The organism is Prevotella communis (genome assembly GCF_022024175.1).
In the GTDB taxonomy this organism is placed as follows: Bacteria; Bacteroidota; Bacteroidia; order Bacteroidales; family Bacteroidaceae; genus Prevotella; species Prevotella communis.
In genome coordinates this window covers 3095494-3117164 of the sequence record NZ_CP091794.1, presented here as the reverse complement: position 1 = coordinate 3117164, position 21671 = coordinate 3095494, and the positions used below count along the sequence as shown (strand labels likewise).

The following is a 21671-nucleotide window of genomic DNA, read 5'->3' as shown; positions in this document are numbered from 1 at the left end:
AATGATAACACAGGATCAATTAAAAGACGTATTAGACAGAGCTGAGAAACTGTTTCACTATCTGAAGATAGACCAGAAACAGATTGAATTCGAAGAAGAAGATCTTCGTACTCAGGCGCCTGACTTCTGGGAAGACCCCAAGCGTGCTGAGGAGCAGATGAAGAAGGTAAAGGCTATCAAGAAATGGATTGATGGCTATAATGATGTACGTACCAAGGCCGACGAATTGCAGCTGGCCTTTGATTTCTATAAAGACGAGATGGTGACCGAGCAGGAGGTGGATGAAGACTACCAGAAGGCTGTCGATGCCATCGAGGAACTGGAACTTATGAATATGCTGCGCCAGAAGGAAGACCCCATGGACTGCGTGCTCAAGATTAACTCTGGTGCTGGTGGTACTGAGGCTCAGGACTGGGCGCAGATGCTGATGCGTATGTATATGCGCTGGGCTGAGGCTCATGGCTATAAAGTCACAATCAGTAACTTGCTCGACGGTGACGAGGCTGGTATCAAGAGTGTCACCATGCAGATAGAGGGTGGCGAGTTTGCCTATGGCTTCCTGAAGAGTGAGAATGGCGTGCACCGTTTGGTGCGTGTGTCACCCTATAATGCGCAGGGTAAGCGAATGACATCCTTCGCTTCTGTCTTCGTTTCGCCCCTTGTCGATGATACCATCGAGGTATATGTTGACCCCGCTAAGTTGTCGTGGGATACTTTCCGTTCAAGCGGTGCTGGTGGTCAGAACGTGAACAAGGTGGAATCGGGTGTGCGCCTGCGTTATTGGTACACCGACCCTGATACGGGCGAGGAAGAGGAAATCCTCATTGAGAATACGGAGACGCGCGACCAGCCAAAGAATAAGGAGCGTGCTATGGCGCTGCTCCGTTCACAACTCTATGACCGTGCCATGAAGAAACGTCTTGAGGCACAGGCTAAGATTGAGGCTGGCAAGAAGAAAATCGAGTGGGGTAGTCAGATCCGTTCTTATGTCTTTGATGACAAGCGAGTCAAGGATCATCGTACCAATTTCGAGACCCGTGATGTCGACAGCGTGATGAATGGTAAGCTGGATGGCTTTATCAAGGCATACCTCATGGAGTTTCCAGTAAGTGATGAAGATTAATACCTAACATTAAATTTCATATTACTATGTCTAAAGAAAAGCATTTAAACGCTAAGCAGAAGGCTTACGCTGAGAAACAAGAAAAAGAGGGACGCAAAGTAGTTAACTGGATTTTCGGAATCCTGATTCTTTTTGCCATCGCCTTCTGTGCTTACACTATCTACAATTTCGCTTAATCTATGAGCGGAATGGAGATAGAACGGAAATTCTTGGTGCGCGGCAATGATTTCAAAAGCCGCGCACACAAGAGTTATCGTATCAAGCAAGGTTATATCAGTAGTGGAAACGGACGCACAGTACGTGTTCGTATCCGTGATAATCAGGGCTTCCTGACCATCAAGGGTCCTTCGCTCGATGGCGGCTTGAGTCGTTATGAGTTCGAGAAGGAAATAGCGCTTGAGGAAGCCGAACAGTTGTTTCTGATTTGCGAACCTGGCGTTATCGATAAGACCCGCTATCTTGTTGCCAGTGGCAAACATACCTTCGAGGTCGATGAGTTCTATGGCGACAACGATGGATTGGTGATAGCCGAGGTAGAACTGTCATCACCTGACGAACCCTACGAAAAGCCCGATTTCATCGGTGAGGAAGTCACTGGTGATAAGCGATATTATAATTCGCACCTGCGTAAGAATCCTTATAAAATGTGGAAGAACGAGGCCTGACTCTTCTTCCACATTTTTTTGAGACCTAGTCCCACGCCTACTGCCAAGGTGCACCCTACGGCATCGGCTGCCAGGTCAAGCCATTCGCCGGAACGGTTGGTAGTGCAATAGGCCTGCACCAGTTCAATGACTCCTCCCATCAGGGTTGGGGCAAGCCATGCCCAAAGGAATAGTTTTTGTTTGTTAAGGCTTTGGTGACTGCGCAGGTATTCAAACCAGATAACCGAGCAAGTTCCTCCATACATCACGAAGTGTGTCCATTTATCCAGGAAGTTGATGCTGGGCAATTCGATATAGTCAGGCGGTAAGAACCAAATAGACAGATACCAAACAAGTGCCAAACACACCAGCGAGAGGGGATATTTCTTAAAAAATCGTATCATTTTTGTATTTTTACTTTCAATCAGGGCGCAAAAGTACGAAATATTTTATAATTTTGCAAGCGATTTCAAAAAATAGGGATTCAGGTTTATAGAAAGATGACAACAGAGAGAGCAAATTTCGGAACTAAATTAGGCATCATACTTGCTACTGCCGGTTCGGCTGTAGGACTTGGAAATGTATGGCGTTTCCCTTATATGACAGGTCAGAACGGTGGTGCCGCTTTCCTTTTGATATACATCGCATGCGTCGTTATCCTGGGTGTACCCTGTATGCTCAATGAGTTTATCATTGGTCGCAGGGCTCAGGCAAATACGGCTCGTGCCTATTCCAAGTTGGCTAATGGCACTCCTTGGCGGTTGATTGGCCTGTTTGGCGTGTTCACCGGCTTTATGATCACCGGCTATTATGTTGTTGTTTCAGGTTGGTGCCTGCAGTATATCTATGCCTCTGTAGCCGGTCATCTGAATGGTGATGCCTCTTACGTAAAGAGTTATTTCGATACCTTTGCCGCGCATCCCTGGAAACCTATCCTGTGGATGCTTGTATTCATGCTGATGTGCCATTTCATCATCTCCAAAGGTGTGGAAAAAGGTATTGAGCGTGCCTCTAAGCTGATGATGCCCCTGCTGTTTATCCTGCTGATCATCATCGCTGTTGCATCGTGTTTGTTGCCAGGCGCAGGTCGAGGTATATCTTTCCTGTTTAATCCCGATTTCTCTGGCGTTGACAGCAAGACCTTCCTTGGCGCCTTAGGTCAGGCTTTCTATTCACTGAGTCTCGGCATGGGCTGCCTGTGTACCTATGCCAGCTATTTCAAGCGCGACACCCATCTCACGAAGTCTGCCGTGCAGATTGTAGCTATCGATACACTGGTAGCCGTGTTGGCAGGTCTCATGATATTCCCAGCCTTCTTTGCCAGCTATCCTGATGCGGCCGATAAGTTGGCCGACCCAGAGCTGGCTGGTCAGTATTCTGGTCCTGGCCTGGTGTTTATCACCCTGCCTAATGTTTTCCAACAGGCATTCTCTGGTGCTCCGCTGATAGGCGAGCTGGTGGCATTGCTGTTCTATTCCCTGCTGTCGCTTGCTGCCCTCACCTCTCTGATGTCACTTCACGAGGTTAGCACTGCCTTCTTCCATGAGGAGTTGAAGATATCCAGAAAATGGGGTGCTGCTATTGTTACAGTTCTTTGTGCGCTGATAGGCGTGTTCTGTTCGCTTTCGTATGGCGACACGCGTGAGTGGCTCGTCTTTGGCGGACAGTCACTTTTCGGTTGGTTCGACTTCCTCACAGGTCAGATATTCCTGCCTACAGGCGGACTGCTCACCTGTTTGTTCCTGGGCTGGTATGTACCAAAACATATTGTGAAAGAAGAATTTACGAATGAAGGCACATTGCGTGGCCGATTCTTTGGAATCTACCTGTTTGCTGTGCGTTATGTATGTCCCATCTGTATTCTACTTATCTTCTTACATCAGTTTGGTGTGATTTGACATGAAACTTAGTGATCTTTTTTATCTGAACCGTCATGATCGTCGTATCCTGCTGGTTCTACTCTCTGTGGCTGCTGTGGCCTTTGGCTTGATGTTCTTTGTGGATGAAAACGAAGGGGAAGAACCTACTAGTTATGCTGGTTTTGCTGGCTCAACTAGTTCTACTAGTAAGACTCGTCCCACTAGTTCTCCCTCTTACTACCAGCAACCCGCGCGTCGCCTTGAGCGTTTTGCCTTTGACCCTAATACAGCTGATAGCACCCAACTGCTCAGACTTGGCCTGCAACCTTGGCAAGTCAGGAATATCTATAAGTATCGTGCTTCAGGCGGCATCTATCGCAAGAAGGAAGACTTTGCCCGTCTCTATGGCCTCACGGTGAAGCAGTATCGTGAGCTGGAACCTTATATCCATATCTCTGCCGACTATCTGCCTGCCTCCACGCTGATAAAGGAAGAACAACGTGAAGAGCAACAAGTAGAGCAACGAGTGGAGCACCAGCGCGACACCCTGCGCTTTCCCGTGAAGATTGCCGAGGGTGAGCATATCGATTTGAATGCTGCCGACACCTCTTTGTATAAAAAGGTGCCAGGCATAGGCAGTTACTATTCGCGCAAGATTGCCGAGTATGGACGCAGACTGGGAGGCTATGTCAGTACCAATCAGTTAGACGAGATAGAAAACTTCCCTTCAGAGGCAAAGAAATATTTCTCTGTCAATGCATCCAATGTGCATCAGCTGAATGTCAATCGCCTGTCATTAAACGAACTGAAGCGCCATCCTTATATCAATTACTATCAGGCCAAGGCCATCATCGACCATCGTCGTCTGCAAGGTCCCCTTCATTCCTTGTCCGAACTGCGTCTCTTGCCAGACTTCTCTCCTGAGGCCATCAAGCGACTGGAACCCTATGTCTGCTACTAAGAAGACGTTTTCTTTTCACCACTCATAATCCTCGATGAAACCGTCGAAAATGATGTCGCCGTTCCAGCCGGCCTCACGGAAATACTGGCGTATCTCCTCCTGAACGGCAGGAGGGATGAGGCGCGTGCCATTGCGATACTCATAATAATAGGTGTGGCAATGCTTGCTGATGAGGCTCTGACGCACGTATGGCTCCACCCGTTTGGGCATGTCGTCATTGAAGATGTGCATCATGCCCTTGGCATACTTCACCTTCTCAGCCTTGCGGAAAAGGGAACAGTTGGCTGTGCCTACATCCTGAAAACGGGGATTGACACAAGAGTAAGTACTTCTGGTGTCAGACATCTGCTGACCCACCAGATAGTGCAGGCAACGCTCCTTTAATGGACACTTGTCTGCGAAACAAAAAGTATAGCCATTTTCGGCTTTTTCTTTGAAGATATCTTTTTCTTTCATGTTTTTTGATTTATATCCACCTCTCACTCAAATCTCTTGAAATGCCCTGTGGTAAAGGCTTTGAGGGCGGTGAGAGGGTATTTTGACCTCTCACTCACCTCTCACTGCCCTCTCACTCAGGCTGCCTTTATAGCTTTCGTTTCTTGTTTGACTAACGCAACTCTATAATAGGATACATGGCCTCGGCTGGTGCTGTCAAAATCCAGCGAACTCATGGCCTGACCCAAGCGAATCCTTGTGCTCAGATTGTCAGGAAGCGAAGGGTACTTTTTACGCATGTAGCGCAACAGTTCCGTTGAGTTCATCGCCTGAACAGCGTCACCCTCCTCAGGCTTGCGGAAACAGAGGTTGATAATCTCCACGATATCCTTCTGCTCCATATACTCCTGGTTGAGCTCCTGAATACGCGCCACCTCGTCGTTATTAAACCAGTAAGGTGCCTTCTGCTCCCTCAGCTCATAGACCACCTGTGCATAAAGCTGGTCATAGTCTATCTCGCCAGCGTTGTCGATATACTGACCCTGCGGGATCTGCAGACAGATATAGCGACGGCTACCCGTAGCATCCGACAGCGGATGAGGATTATTCGTTGTAGATACGAATGAGGCAAAGCGGGCACGGTCTTCCTGCGCACATCCGTAGATAGGACGTCCGTTCACCTTACTCTTAGAGAGCGTCTGCTTCAGGGATGCCTGCTGACTGGGACGGATAGCTTCCAGCTCATCCAGACAGACCAGCAGGTTGTTCGTCAGGGCCATCTCCTTATCGAACTTGTTCGACAGGTTCAGATGGTCCAGGAAATACTGGCGCAGGTTGGCTGGAAGCAGGCGCTTGAAGAAGGTGGTCTTACCGCATCCCTGAGCGCCGATGAGCGTAGGCACAATCTCATTGCCGTGCAGGGTATCCATCTGGAGCCAATGGGCCACCGTTGAGCGGAGCCAGATAGAGAGGAACGACAACTGCTCAGAACTGAGTCCTGGCAGGCGCGAAAAGAGTTGGGCCACATGGTTCTGTCCGTCCCACTGTGGCAGGTTGTCCAGGTATTCACGGATAGGATTGTACGCGCATACCTCTTCAGAATGGATAAATTCCACAATGTCCGTCTTTGGATTGCTGCCCTCGCAGATATCCTCGCGCTTGGCACGCAGGATGATGCTGTTCAGGGCCTCCTGGGTCAGCGGACGATAGTCAGATGCCTGACCGTCAGCCTGCTTTGTGGCGAACTCCACCTTTCCGTTCAGCAGGTTGCGACGGAAACAGTAGTTCTCGGTTAGAAACTGTTCTGCGGCGAGCGCAGACACGACAGGAGCATTGAGAGCCCCACCGTTAATGAGTACTTCGTTTTTTTTCATAAAAAGATTTTTAAATTATGTTTTAAATGGTTTTTTAAGGTCCCCCGTCTCAGGTTATCCTTGCACCCGCAGATACCCCCACGAATGCAACCGCAAAGGTACAAAAAAAATGGCCGGTTTGCAAGACTTTTACCCAAAAAGTTGCACATTTAACACTTTATTCTGGACAAAAAAATCTGGGGCACGTCAGACTAAAAAAAATACGTCGTTGACGTACTCCGAGTACGTCGTCCGCGGACTCTCAGTACGTCCCCTACGTACTGGCTTTTTTGATAGAGTGAGAGGTCCAGTGAGAGGTGAGTGAGAGGCCAAAATATCCTCTCACTGGGCTCCGTGCCTTTGTGCATCGGTGTTTCAGGAGATTTGAGTGAGAGGGGGGAGGTTTATCATATATATAAGTAGAAAAAACAAAAAGCATTTGATTGTTTGTGGAAAATTGATTAATTTTGCACGCAAAATGGAAAAAATGGAACAAATCCGCGTTTTAGGATACAAATATATAATAGGTATAGTTGCCGTTGTGGCATCGTTGGTGCTTACAGCTTGTGGTGGAAAGGGTGACAGGTTGCAGGGTGACATTCCCTACAAACTGGAACGTACACGTGGCGATAGTATTGCTCTTGCCGCCAGGTTCTCGGGCAATTTCGAATATTTCCTTGCTGTGACTGATAGTCTGGCTGAGGCAGGAGAACTCTCGCCGATACGTGCCGACGGTTATCGTGGCGTGGCCTATTTTCAATTGGGACAGACAGACAAGTGTGTAGAGGTGCTCCGTCGTGTCGTAGCTATAGACAATCCCCCCGCCGAGGATTTTTGGGAATATATACACGCAGGTACCAACCTCGTTATCATGCTGACTACCAATCGCGACTATGATAACGCGATGCGTACCGCCCTTCGATTGATAGATAAGCTGAAGGACGTGGACAGTCCGCAACGCGCCACAGAGATGCAGACGCTCTATCTGTGCCTGGGCGACACGCAGATGATGCTGGAACGTCTTGACGATGCAAGGAAAAGCTATGACGAGGCTTACCAATGGGTGCTTCGCACGCCTAACGACTCCACCTGCCGACCTATTGCCGCGAGTATTGAGACTTTGGAGAATATCTCCTTCAGTCTGCTCAACCATCATCTGGATGAGGCTGGCGTATGGGTAGATCGCATGGACTCGCTGGTGACGCTCTATGAGAAAGAGCCTAAGGTGATAGAGAAAGAGGTGAAGACGTTGCGTGCGCTGGTCTTCCTTCACCGGGCGCGATTTCTGCAGATGCGTGGTCAGAGTAAAGAGGCAGCCTACAATTATGATCAATATGCCAGGAGTGACTACGGACAGGGACTTGAGGGGCGCATCAATGGTTGTGACTACCTGATGGCGGCCAATCGCTATGGAGAGGCTGCCGATATCTATACGAATCTGGACCAGTTTATCAAGGAATGGGGCTACGATTACGATTTGGAGACCATCAGACAAAATCTGCTGCCTAAATTCCGTGCCAACTACCTGTCTGGTCGCCAGGACTCTGCCTTGCGTGTGGCTATGCAGATAGCAGAGGTCTATGATACTGCCCTGGTACGACAGAAACGAAGTGAGTCGGCAGAGCTTGCCACCATCTACGACACACAGGGCAAGGAGCGTAAAATCCTGGAGCAGCGTGCAGAGAATCGTCTTGTAACGGCTATCAGTATTGCCATTGCCATCCTGGCTCTGCTGATTCTGGCTTTTGCTGTCTATATCTTCCATCAGTGGCGCAACACAAAAAAGAAGAATCGTATCTTCGTGGACCAGATTAACGAGGTATTGGAATATAAGAAGAAGTACAGGGAGCTGAAACAGAAGACCCAAGCCCAACAGACCCACCCCCAGCCCCTCCCTGTAATGGAGGGGAGTGGGTCGCTCTCTATTTCCGACATGACCGAACTCACCGACGAACAGCTCTTCCTCTGTCTGCGTGATTTGATAGAGAATGAAAAGTTGTTCCTGAAGCCGGACTTCGGTCGTCAGACTCTTATCGAGCATACTGGTCTTTCCAAGGAGCGTATCGGTGCCGCTTTCGCACAGGGTAGCGACAGCGTATCCCTGCCAGCCTATGTCCGTGAACTGCGACTCGACTATGCCGTCCGACTGATGAACGACCAACCCGACATTGCTGTGGAGGTGGTCAGTCAGTCCAGCGGTTTTACCAATGCCGACACCTTTACACGCAATTTCCGCGCTAAATATGGCATGACGCCTACCACCTATAAACAGACGCTAAACAGCGATAAGTAGCCGACATTTCGTCGATACCATCCGACGAACCGTCTTTTTATCCGACTATTTGTCTGAAACCACCCGACCATTTGTCTGTGCCCTTGTGGGCACGGACTTTTTGTTATACCTTTGCATCGGATTTCAGAAACAATCTTTTCAATATATATCTATATCTAAATATTCTATACTACGATAACCTTTTTGACAATTTCTGATGCAGCACGTACTTGAGACGAGACGCCAGCTGCGACACCGGAGCCCAGACCAACAAACATTTCGACTACAGACAAAAGATTGGTCTGGGAGCTTCGGTTAATTTAAAAACAATGTAGGACAATTCGAAAACGAAAATATAAACATAAAATATATGGGAACGACAAACCTGACTATCATGCTGATCTACGCCCTGGTGATTCTCGCCATGGTCGTAGGCTTGTTTGTACTCGACACAGTTCATCATAGGTCTAATAAATAAGGTAAATGTATATGGAAACGGCAATGTTGATGATTCTGATGGCTTCAGCCTTGTTGGTGCTAGCCATTATAGTAGGAGTGCTGGTCATTCACCTGCTTCATAAGAGTGATGAGTTGAAAGAGAAAAACGATGTCATCGTACGCGAGGTGCGCCGCAACCAGGCACTTATCGACCGTGCCGTGCAACTTGGTGTCAATCGTGCGTCGATGCTAACTGTTTAGCAGACAAAAATTTCAGCAATTTCGGGACAGCAACTTTGGTTAGGAATCATAACTCTATGGTTTACGGTTGCTGAGTCATAGGTTTACGATGCCTTAACCTGCTTTCCATATAAAAACAGAGAAAGTGGTTGATTTCAGCCACTTTCTCTGTTTTCCGACTTAGTAATTGTCGGGATGAGGCGACTCGAACGCCCGACCCCTACGTCCCGAACGTAGTGCGCTACCAACTGCGCTACATCCCGATTGCTTTGCGGGATAGCCTGCAAAAGCCAGCATATTTCCAGAAAAGCAGGTGCAAAGGTAGTGCTTTTTTATGGATTAAGCAAATTTTTCAAGAAAAAGTTATGATATGTCAGATTTTTGTTGTACCTTTGCACACGGATAAGAAAATGGTGCCTTAGCTCAGTTGGTAGAGCATCGGACTGAAAATCCGTGTGTCCCCGGTTCGATTCCTGGAGGTACCACCATAAAAATCGCTAATCTTTAGAGATGAAGGTTGGCGATTTTTGTTAAATGAGTACTATTAGCTAAAACATGAAATATCTGAAACAAATCATATCGTTGGTATTCTTGGCTGTGGTTTCCACGATGGAAGCGCAGATTGTGGTGGAAGCTGGCAATGCAGAGAGCCTGCTGGAGGCCATCGATAAGGCTAACAAGCAAAATATCGACTCAACAGCCAGTCGTCTGTTTGTGTTTATTCCCAATGGTGTGTATGACCTTGGTGACCGCACGCTGACACAGATATGGGGACATAACATCGCACTGGTGGGCGAGAGCATGGAGGGCGTAATCATAAAAAACGCCCCTGCGGTGGAAAATGAAGGCATCAGTAAGACGGCAACACTTCTGAATCGTGGATGGAATACCTACCTGCAGGACCTGACGCTACAGAATGCGTTGGACTATTACCGTTGTGGACCTGCCGGTCGTGCCGTTTGTTGGCAGGATAAGGGCAACTACACCATCTTCAAACGTGTGAGGATGCTGTCGTATCAGGATACCTATTACAGTCATAGTGAGGAGTGTAGCCATTATATGGAGGACTCTGAGATTCATGGTACGGTGGATTTTATCTGTGGCGCGGGTGATGTGTATTTTAATCGCTGCCTGATAGTCACTGAGAAACGTAATGAGGACGGCACTGGTAAGAATGTGATTGCAGCTCCTCGTACATCTACGACAAAGTGGGGATATGTGTTCGATCATTGTACGGTACGCAATGATGTGTCGTTGTTTGGTTTTGCCCGTGGTTGGCACACGCATCCGCGTTGTGCCTGGCTGAATACGACGTTGGAGACACCCGGAAAACTCATTCCTACCCGATTTGAACCGCAGGGTATTCGTTCTGTAGATAATGAGTTTTTTGAGTATCACACGATGGATGCCGATGGAAATGTGATCACTCCCTCGTCCAATGTGGTTGAGTTTGTCGTCAATGATGACTGTCGCTATATTGAAACTGTTTTCTCTGAGAAAGAGGCGGCAAAATATACGGTGAAGAACGTGTTCCCCAAGTGGCGTCCAGATAAGAAAACGCGCCATCTGGAGAAACAGATAGCGCGTATAAAGAAACAGTACCTGAAGACTGCATTATAGCAGTTCGGGTAACTGATAGAGTTTCGTTCCGTTGGAACCCTTAATAAGAATAAGGTGACCAGTGGGACGATTTTTCTGTATCTCGGCTTTCACCTCTTCAACATCCTTGAACTTACGGAACTGCGTGTTGGTCTTTCCGAACTCCTCGCCTACGAGCCACACGTTGGTAAGGCTTGATGCTGCCAGCAGGTCAACAGTCTTCTGGTGTTCCTCCAGACTGACTTCGCCCAGTTCACGCATGTCACCCAGGATAGCCATCTTGGTTTCGCCCTCGTGAGGTACTACCATCTGGAAATTCTCCAGCGCAGCAGCCATACTTGACGGGTTGGCGTTGTAGGCATCAACGATAAGACGGTTGTAGGGCGTCTCTGTGAGTTGAGAACGGTTGTTGGTGGGCACATAGGTCTCCAGCGCATGACAAATCTGCTTGCGGTCTACGTTGAAATTGATACCTACGGCAATGGCAGCCAACAGGTTGTCAATGTTATAGGCACCAATCAGGTTGGTCTGCACCTTATGCCACTTCTGTGAGGCACCTGTCTCTTCGAGTTCCATGAGGGGTTTGCGCCAACGGAACTTCAAGAGCGGGTCGCAGCTGACCACCTCGCCGGAGATACAAGCATACTGCTTGTCGGGGTCGGTAGAGTAGGGGGTGCACCACATCTCGTCTGTCAGCATGTCGCAGAGGTAGTCGTTGTCGGCATTGACAAAGACGAGTCCGTCCTCACGTGTGCGCAGATAATCATAGAGTTCACCCTTTGTCTTGATGACACCCTCGAACGAACCGAAGCCCTGCAGGTGGGCACGGCCTACGTTGGTGATGAGACCACAGGTTGGCTCGGCTGTCTCTACCAGTGTCTTGATATCGCCAGGATGACTGGCTCCCATCTCAATGATGGCTATCTCGTGCTCTTTGTTGAGGCGCAGCAGCGTCTTGGGCACACCCACGTCGTTATTGAAGTTGCCCTCAGTGGCCAGCACGTTATATTTCTCAGAGAGTACTGCCTTGATGAGTTCCTTGGTTGTGGTCTTACCATTGGTGCCTGTAATACCGATGACGGGGATGTTGAACTGGCGACGATGTTCGCGGGCAATATCCTTGAAGGTCTGCAGACAATCATCAACCTTGATTATCTGAGAACTGAGAGTTGAAGACTCGATATCCTCGTCAACGATGGCATAGGCGCAGCCTTTTTCAAGGGCTTGCAGTGCATATTGGTTTCCATTGAATTTCTCGCCTTTCAGGGCCAGAAAGATGCTACCCTCAGGGCAATCGCGACTATCCGTCGTGATGCATGGATGCTGTTGGTAGAGCTTGTATAGTTCCTTAATGTCCATAATCTTCATAAAATTTGATGCAAAGTTAAGGAAAAGTTAAGAGTTAAGAGTTAAGAATTAAGAAAAAATGTCTTGATATGGAAAATTTTCTTACTTCTTAACTCTTAACTCATAATTAAATTTGTACCTTTGCCGTCGATTATGGAATATACACTGAATATAAAGGGACGACTGCTGGACTTGAAGGAGCCTACTGTGATGGGTATCCTGAATGCCACACCCGACTCATTCTTTGCCGACAGCCGTAAACAGACTGAAAAGGAAATAGCCGCCAGAGCCAATGAAATCGTGGCTCAGGGCGCTACGTTTATCGATGTTGGGGCTTACTCTACACGACCTGGTGCTACAGAAGTATCGGAGCAGGAAGAGATGGCACGTATGCGAATGGCATTGGCTGTGGTGAGACGTGAGCAACCCGATGTGCCCTTGTCGATAGATACATTCAGACCTGATGTGGCGCGTATGGCTGTGGAGGAATATGGTGCTGACATTATCAACGATGTGAGTGAGGGTGCGGATGAGGCGATGTTTCGTATGGTAGCCCGTTTGCGCGTACCATATATTCTGATGTCGGTACAGAAGAACCTGCACGACACGCTGATGGCTTTTGCCAAGAAGGTGCAGATGCTGCGCGATATGGGGCAGAAAGATATTATTCTAGACCCGGGCTTTGGCTTCGGAAAAACGGTGGAGGACAACTACCGTCTGATGAATGAGATGGAGAAACTGCAGGTGCTGGGCTTGCCTTTGTTGGTGGGTATCTCCAGAAAGTCCATGATATTTAAACTGCTGCAGTCGGATCAGAGTAAGGCCCTGAACGGCACAACGGTGCTGAATACCATCTCGCTGATGAAAGGTGCCGATATCCTGAGGGTACACGATGTGAAGGAGGCTGTGGAGTGTGTGAAGATTTTCAAAGCGCTAAATTCGTAATCGCAATATATGATAGAATTCGGAATCAAGGACATCATTGATATCCTGCTGGTGGCAGTGATACTGTTTTATACCTACAGGGTGATGCGTGAGTCGCGTTCGCTGAATATCTTTGTGGGTATCATGATCTTCATCTTGGTATGGGTTTTTGTGTCTCAGGTTCTGGAAATGAAACTGCTGGGTACTATCCTCGATAAACTGGTGTCGGTAGGTGTTATTGCTATCATTGTGATTTTCCAGGAGGATATCCGTAAGTTCCTGTATAACCTCGGGGCTCATCGGCGTATGCGCACGCTGATGCGTATGTTCTCGCCTGGATATGCTGAGGAGCGCAACCTGGCTCAGCGCAAGAAGAATGTTATTCCTATTGTGATGGCTGCCATTCAGATGGCAAAGGGTAAGGTGGGGGCGCTGATTGTGGTAGAAAACAACGTGCCATTGGACGATATCGTTGAAACAGGCGATGTGATAGATGCCGAGGTGAACCAGCGACTGATTGAGAATATCTTCTTCAAGAACTCACCTCTCCATGATGGTGCAATGATTATCAGTAACCACCGCATCAAAGCGGCTGGCTGTATTCTGCCCGTGAGTCATGATTTGGATATCCCCAAGGAGCTAGGGTTGCGTCATAGGGCTGCGCTTGGTATGTCGCAGGAGAGTGATGCGCTGTGTGTCATCGTTTCGGAGGAGACGGGTACTATCAGTACAGCGCATAACGGGCTGTTCCATTTGCGGCTTTCTGCCGAGGAGCTGGAAGCAGAACTGACGGAGTTAATGAAATGAATTGAGAAATAAAAAAAATCTGGGTATCTGACCGATGTTCGGATATTTTTTTGTAATTTTGCATGCATCTAAAAATAAATGTTAAACATAATACAAACTATGGGATTAATTGAACAAATCATTGCGCGTGCAAAGAGCAACAAGCAGCGCATCGTGCTCCCTGAGGCTGAAGAGGAGCGCACCCTGACTGCCGCCGATCGTGTGCTGGCAGATGACATCGCAGACCTGATTCTGATTGGTAACCCTGAGAAGGTGCATGCATTGGCTAAGGAGAAGGGCCTGACTCATATCGATAAGGCTACTCTGATTGACCCGCTGAACTATGAGAAGAGCGAGGAGTTGGCTCAGCTTCTGCAGAAACTCCGTGAGAAGAAGGGTATGACTATCGAGAAGGCTCGTGAGCTGGTAAAGGATCCTCTCTATCTGGGTTGTATGATTATCAAGACAGAGGGTGCTGATGGCCAGATCTCTGGTGCGCTGTCTACAACAGGTGAGACGCTGCGTCCTGCTTTGCAGATTATCAAGTGTGCTCCTGGTATCACTTGTGTGAGCGGCGCAATGCTGATGATTACTGATAAGCCCGAGTATGGTGAGAATGGTGTACTGGTATTCGGTGACGTTGCTGTGACACCTATGCCTGATGCTAACCAACTGAGTCAGATTGCTGTCTGCACGGCTCAGACTGCAAAGAGTGTGGCAGGCTTTGCTGATCCTCGCGTGGCTATGTTGAGCTTCTCTACTAAGGGTAGTGCTTCTCACGAGGTGGTAGACAAGGTTGTTGAGGCTACTAAGTTGGCTAAGGAACTCGATCCTTCACTGAAGATTGATGGTGAGTTGCAGGCAGATGCTGCCCTCGTTCCCTCTGTAGGTACAAAGAAGGCTCCTGGTTCAGAGATTGCCGGTAAGGCTAACGTGCTGGTAATGCCTTGTCTGGAGGTAGGTAACATCGCCTATAAGCTTGTTCAGCGTCTGGCTGGTGCTACTGCTATTGGTCCTATCCTGCAGGGTATCGCCCGTCCTGTTAACGACCTGAGCCGTGGTTGCTCTGTAGAGGATATCTACTACTTGGTAGCTATCACAGCTTGTCAGGCAATGGATGCTAAGAAGTAAGACCCACCCCAACCCCTCCCTGTATGGAGGGGAGTGGATACAATTAGAATAATCATTTAAAGAATGCCCCTATAACTCCTATTGGTAAATACTCCTCCCCATACAGGGGGAGGTTGGGAGGGGGTCGATAATTATGAAGATATTAGTATTGAATTGTGGCTCATCGTCAATCAAGTACGCCCTGTACAACATGGACGATAAGAGCGTGATGACCAGTGGTGGTGCTGAGCGCGTTGGCTTGGACAATGCTTTCGTAAAGGTGAAGCTGGCCAATGGCGAGAAGAAGCAGATTATGCACGATATCCCCGAGCATACTGAGGGCGTGAAGTTCATCTTCTCTCTGCTTACCGATCCTGAGATCGGTGTCATCAAAGACCTGAAGGAGATTGATGCTGTAGGTCACCGTATGGTTCATGGTGGCGAGAAGTTCAATAAGTCTGTAGTGCTGACCGACGAGGTTTTGAAGGCTTTCGAGGAGTGCTCTGACCTGGCTCCTCTGCACAACCCTGCTAACCTGAAGGGTGTGAATGCAGTGAAAGAGCTGATGCCTGGTCTGCCCCAGGTTGGTGTGTTTGATACTGCCTTCCATCAGACCATGCCTGCAAAGGCATATATGTACGCTATTCCTTACGAGTTGTACGAGAAGTATGGCGTGCGTCGCTATGGTTTCCATGGCACCTCTCATCGTTATGTATCAGCTCGTGCCTGCGAGTTCCTGGGTATCAAGGCTGAGGGAACCAAGATGATTACCTGTCACATTGGTAACGGTGGTTCTGTTGCTGCTGTTCTTGATGGCAAGTGCATCGATACCTCAATGGGTCTTACACCTCTGGAGGGTCTTGTAATGGGTACCCGTTCCGGTGATATCGACGGTGGTGCCGTTACCTTCCTCGAGAAGAAGCTCGGTTTGGATGCCGACGGTATGAGCAACCTGCTTAATAAGAAGAGTGGTGTAGCTGGTATCACTGGTGGTTCAAGCGATATGCGCGATGTAGAGAACGCTGCTAAGGCTGGTGAGCCTAAGGCTGTATTGGCACAGCAGATGTATTTCTATCGTATTAAGAAGTATATCGGTGCTTATGCTGCTGCTATGGGAGGCGTTGATGTCATCGTCTTCACAGCTGGCGTTGGTGAAAACCAGATTTCTATGCGCTCTGAGGTTTGCAAGGGTCTGGAGTTCCTTGGCGTGAAGTTCGACGACCAGAAGAATCAGGTTCGTGGCGAGGAGGCTATTATCTCTGCCGACGATTCTAAGGTGAAGGTTGTTGTCATTCCTACTGACGAGGAACTGATGATTGCTACCGACACGATGAACCTGCTTTAAGGGTATAGTGAATAGTGAAAAGTGAAAAATTTGCTACCGCATCTGTATCGCGCGGTAGCAAATTTTTCACTTTTCATTTTTACCTTTTCCTTAAACCTTGCTTTCTCCCTCAATATACTGTTGCAGGAACAGGTGCTGGCCGTCGTAAACCACGTAGGTGAACTGACTGATCCAGTCGCCCAATATCAGTACACGGGCTTTTTTCGTTAACTGAAGGTCTAATTCTATGTGGCGGTGTCCGTAGATGAAGTAATCTACATTAGGATGATACTGGATGTATTTCTTAGTATAGAGCACCAGATGCTCTTTGTCTTCACCCATATAAGGATCAACGCCGTTTGCCTCGTGCTTCAGTCGTGAGTGTTTTGCCCATGTGTGTCCGAACCATAATCCCCAGCGTGGATGCAATCCAGAGAAGAGCCATTGGCAGGTCTTGCTGTGGAAGATACTGCGTATCACCTTGAACGACTTGTTGGGATCGCCCAGCCCGTCGCCGTGAGCCAGGTAGAAAATCTTGCCATAGAGCTCAACTGTCTGTGGCTGTTTATGCAGGATAACACCGCACTCTTTCTCCAGGTATTCGTAGGCCCAGATATCATGGTTGCCAGTGAAGTAATGTACCTCGACACCCATGTCGGTCAATTCGGATATCTTTCCGAGGAAACGGGTGAAGCCTTTTGGCACCACATATTTATATTCGTACCAGAAGTCGAACATATCGCCCAACAGATAGACGGCTGCTGCCTTATCCTTGATAGAGTCAAGGAAACGCACCAGACGGCGCTCTTGCATGCGCCTGTGGTCTATCGCCCAGGAACCGAGGTGGGCATCAGATAAAAAATAAATATTCTTCATTGTTAGTCGAATCCAAGTTCAACTCGTGCTTCTTCTGACATCATACTCTGGTCCCATGCAGGCTCGAACACGAGGTTGACGTTGGCGCCCTTGACGCCCTCTACGCTCTCTACCTTGGTGCGTACGTCTTCGAGGATGAAGTCGGCGGCTGGACAGTTAGGGGCAGTAAAGGTCATATCCAGTTCTACTGACGAGTCGTCTTGTACGTCAATTTTGTAAATCATTCCCAGGTCATAGATGTTGACGGGAATCTCAGGATCATAGACGGTCTTCAGCACATCCACGATCCGCTCTTCTATTTTTGTCTTTTCTTCTTGTAACATAATTGCTGCAAAGATACGCATTTTTTATTTAATACACGTATCTTTGCAGCAATTTTAGCAATTTTCAGATTCTTGCCTTTTTCTTTAGAGTCCGCGTGCCTTCAACAGACTGGAGGCATCGGGCTGCTCCATACCGGTGAAGTCAGAGAACATCTTCATCAGGTCGCCCGTGTTACCACGACTCAGAATCTTGTCGCGCATATTCTGTCCAGTTGCAGGATTCAGGGCGCCGCGTTGAGCAAAGACATCAGCAATATTCACAGCCAGCACCTCGGTCCACAGATAACTGTAATAGCCTGCAGCATAACCTCCACCCCAAACGTGGTTGAAGTAGCTGGTGCGATAGCGTGGGGGAATCTGATTGTTGAGCAGTCCAATCTGACGCAGGGCCTCGGTCTCGAACTGTGCAGCCTCCTCGGCAGAAGGTACATCCTTAGAGGGCAACATGTGCCAAGCCAGGTCCAGACAGGTGGCAGCCAGGTTCTCGCCAAGAGCATAGGCTGACTGGAAGTTGATGCTGCTGAGCATGCGCTCCTTCAGGTCGGCAGGCATCTGCTCGCCAGTCTCGTAATGACGTGCATAGTTGTCGAATATCTCGGGGATAGATGCGAATGACTCGTTGAACTGTGAGGGCATCTCCACGAAGTCGCGGGCTACGCTGGTACCGCTCAACTTATTATACTGACAGTCTGAGAGAATGCCGTGAAGGGCATGGCCAAACTCATGGAACATGGTAGTCACCTCGTCCCAAGTCAGCAATGATGGCTGACCCTCGGGGGCCTTGGCGCTGTTGCATACATTAAATATAATAGGTAACTGGTTCCACTGGCGACTCTGTTTCTGGAAACCGTCCATCCAGGCACCGCCACGCTTTGTGGGGCGACGGAAATAGTCGGTATAGAAGAGTGCCTTGGACTTACCGTCCTTGTCGATGACCTCGAAGGCCTTCATGTCAGGATGATAGAGGGGAATGTCTGTACGCTCCTTGAAGGTGAGTCCGTAGACGCGGTTGGCAGCATAGAATACACCATTGATAAGCACGCTGTCCACGTTGAAATAGGGCTTTACCTCATCCTCGGAGATGTTCAGCAGCTCCTTCTTCATCTTGGCAGAATAGTAGAAACGGTCGTAAGGCTCCAGGTTGAAGTCGGCACCTGCTGTCTTGCGGGCATATTCCTCAATATCTTTCGTCTCAGCATCTGCCTTTGGCGTGTACTGCGCAATAAGATTCTTCAGGAAAGCATAGACATTCTCGGGCGTCTTTGCCATTGTATTATCCAAAGAATAGGCCGCATAGTTGGGATAGCCCATAATCTCGGCCTTCTCGGCACGCAACTTAGCCATCTCGCTCACGATAGCATAAGTGTTGTGCTTATTAGTACCGTCTGCACGGTGGATGCTGGCCTCATAGACCTTCTTACGCAGGTCGCGGTTGTCCAGGTTGGTGAGGATGGCCTGCTGCGTAGTGTTGACGATGACGATGGCATAGGGAGCCTTGCCGCCACGTGTTTCGGCATCCTTGGCGCACTGGGCGATGTCAGCCTCAGAGAGTCCTGCCAGGTCTTCCTTCTTATCTACCCATACCACAGCATCGTTCACGGCAGCTTGCAACAAGTCGCCCCATTGCTGCTGCAGGTCAGAGATGCGCAGGTTGATTTCCTTCATGCGTGCCATCTTATCATCGGGCAGAAGAGCACCCTGACGTACGAAGTCCTTGTAGATCTCCTCCGTCAGCTTTCGGTCTTCACTGTTGAGACGTGCATAGCTATTTTCAGATACATATTCGTTATCGTGCACCTTCTTGATACGCTCGAAGAGAGGCTTATTGAAGGCAATCTCGTTCTGAAGGTCGGTCAGCATGGGCTGTACCTTCTTCTCTATCTCGCCAATCTCAGGGGTCTTGTCGGCCTCTGTCAAGGCGAAGAACACACGACTGACGCGATCGAGCAGTCGTCCGCTCTCCTCGTAGGCGAGGATGGTATTCTCGAAAGTAGCTGAGTCAGTATTATCAACGATAGCCTGGATATTGTCGCGTGTCTGCTGGATGGCAAACTCGAAAGCAGGCAGATAGTCTTCTGTCTGAATCTTGGTGAAATCAGGAGCACCAAAGGGAAGTGTGCTCTCCTGCAATAACGGATTCTCGCGCTGTGTTTTCTGACAGGCGCTAAACGGCATCATCATAGCCGATGCAAGTCCTAATGTCATAAGTGTCTTTGTTAATTTCATAGTTTTGTTTGTTTATGTGGGTTTAAAAGATTCCTTCTTCTTTGTAAGAGTAATAGCTGCCGTCTGTGATGATGACGTGATCCATGAATTTGATGCGCATCACGTTACAGGCCTGCAGGATACTCTTTGTCAGTTCGTTGTCTGCTAGACTGGGTCTGAGGTTGCCTGACGGGTGGTTATGGCAGACGGCCAGGACGGTGGCGTTGCAAAGCACGGCCTCGCGGATGATGATACGTATATCAACACTAACCTCTGATATGCCGCCATGGGCAATACGCAACTTTTTGATGAGACGGAAGTTCTGGTTCATCAGCAGAATCCAGAACTCTTCTACGTCCAAGTCCTGCATCACGGGATGCATGTGGTTGTATATCCTCGTGGCAGTACCCAGGTCGGGCCTCTCCTCTGCACTTTCCATCTGTCGGCGCTTGCCCAGTTCGCAGGCCGCCATGATGGTGATGGCCTTTGCCGGTCCCACGCCATTATACTGGCACAGGTCGCGAATACTCATCTTTCCGAGCGTGTTCAGGTTGTTGTTGCAGTCGGCAAGGATACGTTTCATCAGCGATACGGCATCTTCCCTGGGCGAACCAGAGCCAATCAGAATAGCTAACAACTCAGCATCGCTTAATGCCTGAGCGCCCAATCGCTCCATCTTCTCGCGCGGTCGGTCTTCCTCAGCCCATTGGTTGATATTGAGTTTGTTGTTCATTTATAGAAGTTTTTCTCGAAAGCCGTAAACTCATCTTTCTTCAGGATGCAACGTTTCCACCATGACTCAATAAAACCGAGACCGTAGCCCATCAGTTGCGTAAAGGCAGCAGGGATGCTAAGCAGGCCTACCCAGAGACTACGGTTGCGGATACTGGAGTCGATTAAAATGACGGTACTGTAGAACAACAAAGGCAGCATGGCCAGGACGCAGAACATAAAGCCTACGCCTTGATGCATATTGTCGTCAGGGCGCAGTCCGTTGGCATCGAGCCACTCTCCCTCAATATAGAGTCCGGCTCCAAGTGCGAACAGCAGCAGACAGCCGATAACGCCAAGCGTAAAGACGGTGGGCAGCAGATGGACTAGTTTCAGCGTGCCAGGATGGCGCTTCTCAAGATTAATGCGGGCAATACCGCTGTTGTATACCTGACGGAAGAATTTGCGGAAGTCGGTACGACGCTTGTGCCATACCCACGCTTCGGGGATGAGGGCGGTTTTATAACCGGCCTCGACGATGCGATAAGAGAAGTCGATGTCCTCACCGAAGCGCATCTTTGTGAAGCCTCCCAGTTCCTGATAGACCTCACGGCGGATGCCCATGTTATAGGAACGGGGGAAGAACTTGTCGAGTTTCTTACCTTTACCACCGCGAATGCCACCTGTGGTAAAGAATGATGTCATGCTATACGAAATAGCTTTCTGGACAGGAGTAAATGAAGGGTGAGAAGCGTCGGGACCGCCGAAAGCGTCGATGGCTGATGGCTGATGGCTGATGGAAGATGTGAGCTCGGTATCGACAGCCTTCAGATAGCCTGTTGGTAATACTACATCAGAATCTAGTACGATGAGCCAGTCGCCCTGAGCACGCTCTGCACCATAGTTGCGGCTCTGTCCGGGACCGCTGTTTTCCTTGAAGTAATAATGCAAATCAAGGATGCCTGCGTACTTGTCGCAGACATCCTTGCATGGTTTCTTCGAACCGTCTTCAACGATGATGACTTCAAAGTCCTTCACTTCCTGATGACAGAGACTCTCTAAGAGTTCATCCACTTCATCAGGACGATTGTAGACCGGAACGATGATAGAATATTTCAATTGTCAATTACAAATTATCAATT

The 21671-nt window shown here is 48.8% G+C and carries 21 protein-coding genes and 2 tRNA genes; 13 read left to right on the top strand and 10 right to left on the bottom strand.

Annotated features, from left to right (window positions below; genetic code table 11):
- The first annotated feature begins 1 nt into the window (after position 1).
- From prfB to L6466_RS12520, 3 genes are read left to right on the top strand one after another with little or no spacing between them, the layout of a single operon-like run.
- On the top strand, positions 2-1123 hold the full coding sequence (gene prfB / locus L6466_RS12530) for a peptide chain release factor 2 (RefSeq protein WP_091818801.1): 1122 nt from the start codon (positions 2-4) through the stop codon (positions 1121-1123).
- Positions 1124-1149: 26 nt separating this feature from the next.
- Positions 1150-1299: a hypothetical protein gene (locus L6466_RS12525; RefSeq protein ID WP_176944324.1), complete on the top strand. Its 150-nt coding sequence runs from the start codon at positions 1150-1152 to the stop codon at positions 1297-1299.
- A 3-nt stretch (positions 1300-1302) separates the two neighbouring features.
- The gene (locus L6466_RS12520; protein WP_091818802.1) at positions 1303-1788 is read left to right on the top strand and encodes a CYTH domain-containing protein; all 486 of its coding nucleotides are present in this window, start codon (positions 1303-1305) and stop codon (positions 1786-1788) included.
- Here the strand turns inward: L6466_RS12520 and L6466_RS12515 are convergent.
- Positions 1761-2171 carry a VanZ family protein gene (locus tag L6466_RS12515; RefSeq protein ID WP_237802680.1) on the bottom strand — a complete coding sequence of 137 codons (411 nt, stop codon included), beginning with the start codon at positions 2169-2171 and terminating at the stop codon, positions 1761-1763. The two genes, L6466_RS12520 and L6466_RS12515, sit on opposite strands and share 28 nt — an antisense overlap.
- Before the next feature lie 96 nt (positions 2172-2267).
- On the opposite strand from L6466_RS12515, the gene L6466_RS12510 reads away from it, so the two are divergent.
- Positions 2268-3665: a sodium-dependent transporter gene (locus L6466_RS12510; RefSeq protein ID WP_237794566.1), complete on the top strand. Its 1398-nt coding sequence runs from the start codon at positions 2268-2270 to the stop codon at positions 3663-3665.
- Position 3666: 1 nt separating this feature from the next.
- Positions 3667-4587, top strand: a complete 921-nt coding sequence (locus L6466_RS12505) for a helix-hairpin-helix domain-containing protein (RefSeq protein WP_237802681.1) — start codon at positions 3667-3669, stop codon at positions 4585-4587.
- Positions 4588-4602: 15 nt separating this feature from the next.
- Here L6466_RS12505 and L6466_RS12500 read toward each other — a convergent pair whose 3' ends face one another.
- Together L6466_RS12500 and L6466_RS12495 are read right to left on the bottom strand one after the other, a co-directional pair.
- A complete protein-coding gene (locus L6466_RS12500) occupies positions 4603-5043 on the bottom strand; it encodes a DUF6078 family protein (RefSeq protein WP_237802682.1) in 441 nt (146 codons plus the stop codon).
- A 116-nt stretch (positions 5044-5159) separates the two neighbouring features.
- Complete coding sequence (locus L6466_RS12495; RefSeq protein WP_237794575.1) at positions 5160-6395, bottom strand: VapE domain-containing protein; 1236 nt, start codon at positions 6393-6395, stop codon at positions 5160-5162.
- 466 nt (positions 6396-6861) lie between these two features.
- On the opposite strand from L6466_RS12495, the gene L6466_RS12490 reads away from it, so the two are divergent.
- Positions 6862-8667, top strand: a complete 1806-nt coding sequence (locus tag L6466_RS12490) for a helix-turn-helix domain-containing protein (RefSeq protein ID WP_237802683.1) — start codon at positions 6862-6864, stop codon at positions 8665-8667.
- A gap of 468 nt (positions 8668-9135) precedes the next feature.
- A complete protein-coding gene (locus L6466_RS12485; protein ID WP_237794584.1) occupies positions 9136-9345 on the top strand; it encodes a hypothetical protein in 210 nt (69 codons plus the stop codon).
- A gap of 169 nt (positions 9346-9514) precedes the next feature.
- Here the strand turns inward: L6466_RS12485 and L6466_RS12480 are convergent.
- Positions 9515-9587, bottom strand: a tRNA-Pro gene (locus L6466_RS12480).
- Positions 9588-9736: 149 nt separating this feature from the next.
- Here L6466_RS12480 and L6466_RS12475 point away from each other — a divergent pair.
- Together L6466_RS12475 and L6466_RS12470 are read left to right on the top strand one after the other, a co-directional pair.
- Positions 9737-9812, top strand: a tRNA-Phe gene (locus tag L6466_RS12475).
- A 67-nt stretch (positions 9813-9879) separates the two neighbouring features.
- Positions 9880-10944 carry a pectinesterase family protein gene (locus L6466_RS12470; protein WP_237802684.1) on the top strand — a complete coding sequence of 355 codons (1065 nt, stop codon included), beginning with the start codon at positions 9880-9882 and terminating at the stop codon, positions 10942-10944.
- On the opposite strand, the gene L6466_RS12465 is transcribed toward L6466_RS12470, so the two are convergent.
- The gene (locus tag L6466_RS12465; protein ID WP_091818842.1) at positions 10939-12282 is read right to left on the bottom strand and encodes a UDP-N-acetylmuramoyl-tripeptide--D-alanyl-D-alanine ligase; all 1344 of its coding nucleotides are present in this window, start codon (positions 12280-12282) and stop codon (positions 10939-10941) included. The two genes, L6466_RS12470 and L6466_RS12465, sit on opposite strands and share 6 nt — an antisense overlap.
- Positions 12283-12423: 141 nt before the next feature.
- Here L6466_RS12465 and folP point away from each other — a divergent pair, with 141 nt between their 5' ends.
- The 4 genes from folP to L6466_RS12445 all read left to right on the top strand — a co-directional run bounded on the left by folP (position 12424) and on the right by L6466_RS12445 (position 16435).
- The gene (folP, locus tag L6466_RS12460; RefSeq protein ID WP_237802685.1) at positions 12424-13215 is read left to right on the top strand and encodes a dihydropteroate synthase; all 792 of its coding nucleotides are present in this window, start codon (positions 12424-12426) and stop codon (positions 13213-13215) included.
- 9 nt (positions 13216-13224) lie between these two features.
- Positions 13225-14001: a diadenylate cyclase CdaA gene (gene cdaA / locus L6466_RS12455; protein WP_237802686.1), complete on the top strand. Its 777-nt coding sequence runs from the start codon at positions 13225-13227 to the stop codon at positions 13999-14001.
- A 99-nt stretch (positions 14002-14100) separates the two neighbouring features.
- Positions 14101-15111, top strand: a complete 1011-nt coding sequence (gene pta, locus L6466_RS12450) for a phosphate acetyltransferase (protein ID WP_091818843.1) — start codon at positions 14101-14103, stop codon at positions 15109-15111.
- 133 nt (positions 15112-15244) lie between these two features.
- A complete protein-coding gene (locus tag L6466_RS12445) occupies positions 15245-16435 on the top strand; it encodes an acetate kinase (protein WP_091818816.1) in 1191 nt (396 codons plus the stop codon).
- Between the two features lie 90 nt (positions 16436-16525).
- Here L6466_RS12445 and L6466_RS12440 read toward each other — a convergent pair whose 3' ends face one another.
- From L6466_RS12440 to L6466_RS12420, 5 genes are all read right to left on the bottom strand, one after another.
- Positions 16526-17290, bottom strand: a complete 765-nt coding sequence (locus L6466_RS12440) for a UDP-2,3-diacylglucosamine diphosphatase (RefSeq protein WP_091818817.1) — start codon at positions 17288-17290, stop codon at positions 16526-16528.
- Positions 17291-17292: 2 nt separating this feature from the next.
- Entirely contained in the window at positions 17293-17613 is a 321-nt protein-coding gene (locus tag L6466_RS12435) for a metal-sulfur cluster assembly factor (protein ID WP_091818818.1), read from the bottom strand.
- An 84-nt stretch (positions 17614-17697) separates the two neighbouring features.
- Positions 17698-19839, bottom strand: a complete 2142-nt coding sequence (locus L6466_RS12430; protein ID WP_237802687.1) for a M3 family metallopeptidase — start codon at positions 19837-19839, stop codon at positions 17698-17700.
- Between the two features lie 22 nt (positions 19840-19861).
- On the bottom strand, positions 19862-20551 hold the full coding sequence (radC, locus tag L6466_RS12425) for a RadC family protein (RefSeq protein ID WP_237802688.1): 690 nt from the start codon (positions 20549-20551) through the stop codon (positions 19862-19864).
- A complete protein-coding gene (locus L6466_RS12420; protein ID WP_091851037.1) occupies positions 20548-21648 on the bottom strand; it encodes a glycosyltransferase family 2 protein in 1101 nt (366 codons plus the stop codon). The genes radC and L6466_RS12420 overlap by 4 nt, the downstream gene beginning before the upstream one ends.
- Positions 21649-21671 lie beyond the last annotated feature (23 nt).

What these genes read in the sequence shown, in the direction of transcription:
- L6466_RS12495 (WP_237794575.1), bottom strand. Translation starts at nt 6,395, where the DNA reads ATGAAAAAAAACGAAGTACTCATTAACGGTGGGGCTCTCAATGCTCCT.
- L6466_RS12525 (WP_176944324.1), top strand. Translation starts at nt 1,150, where the DNA reads ATGTCTAAAGAAAAGCATTTAAACGCTAAGCAGAAGGCTTACGCTGAG.
- L6466_RS12510 (WP_237794566.1), top strand. Translation starts at nt 2,268, where the DNA reads ATGACAACAGAGAGAGCAAATTTCGGAACTAAATTAGGCATCATACTT.
- prfB (WP_091818801.1), top strand. Translation starts at nt 2, where the DNA reads ATGATAACACAGGATCAATTAAAAGACGTATTAGACAGAGCTGAGAAA.
- L6466_RS12500 (WP_237802682.1), bottom strand. Translation starts at nt 5,043, where the DNA reads ATGAAAGAAAAAGATATCTTCAAAGAAAAAGCCGAAAATGGCTATACT.
- L6466_RS12440 (WP_091818817.1), bottom strand. Translation starts at nt 17,290, where the DNA reads ATGAAGAATATTTATTTTTTATCTGATGCCCACCTCGGTTCCTGGGCG.
- L6466_RS12445 (WP_091818816.1), top strand. Translation starts at nt 15,245, where the DNA reads ATGAAGATATTAGTATTGAATTGTGGCTCATCGTCAATCAAGTACGCC.
- radC (WP_237802688.1), bottom strand. Translation starts at nt 20,551, where the DNA reads ATGAACAACAAACTCAATATCAACCAATGGGCTGAGGAAGACCGACCG.
- L6466_RS12515 (WP_237802680.1), bottom strand. Translation starts at nt 2,171, where the DNA reads ATGATACGATTTTTTAAGAAATATCCCCTCTCGCTGGTGTGTTTGGCA.
- L6466_RS12520 (WP_091818802.1), top strand. Translation starts at nt 1,303, where the DNA reads ATGAGCGGAATGGAGATAGAACGGAAATTCTTGGTGCGCGGCAATGAT.
- L6466_RS12465 (WP_091818842.1), bottom strand. Translation starts at nt 12,282, where the DNA reads ATGGACATTAAGGAACTATACAAGCTCTACCAACAGCATCCATGCATC.
- L6466_RS12485 (WP_237794584.1), top strand. Translation starts at nt 9,136, where the DNA reads ATGGAAACGGCAATGTTGATGATTCTGATGGCTTCAGCCTTGTTGGTG.
- cdaA (WP_237802686.1), top strand. Translation starts at nt 13,225, where the DNA reads ATGATAGAATTCGGAATCAAGGACATCATTGATATCCTGCTGGTGGCA.
- L6466_RS12505 (WP_237802681.1), top strand. Translation starts at nt 3,667, where the DNA reads ATGAAACTTAGTGATCTTTTTTATCTGAACCGTCATGATCGTCGTATC.
- L6466_RS12490 (WP_237802683.1), top strand. Translation starts at nt 6,862, where the DNA reads ATGGAACAAATCCGCGTTTTAGGATACAAATATATAATAGGTATAGTT.
- L6466_RS12435 (WP_091818818.1), bottom strand. Translation starts at nt 17,613, where the DNA reads ATGTTACAAGAAGAAAAGACAAAAATAGAAGAGCGGATCGTGGATGTG.
- folP (WP_237802685.1), top strand. Translation starts at nt 12,424, where the DNA reads ATGGAATATACACTGAATATAAAGGGACGACTGCTGGACTTGAAGGAG.
- L6466_RS12470 (WP_237802684.1), top strand. Translation starts at nt 9,880, where the DNA reads ATGAAATATCTGAAACAAATCATATCGTTGGTATTCTTGGCTGTGGTT.
- L6466_RS12430 (WP_237802687.1), bottom strand. Translation starts at nt 19,839, where the DNA reads ATGAAATTAACAAAGACACTTATGACATTAGGACTTGCATCGGCTATG.
- pta (WP_091818843.1), top strand. Translation starts at nt 14,101, where the DNA reads ATGGGATTAATTGAACAAATCATTGCGCGTGCAAAGAGCAACAAGCAG.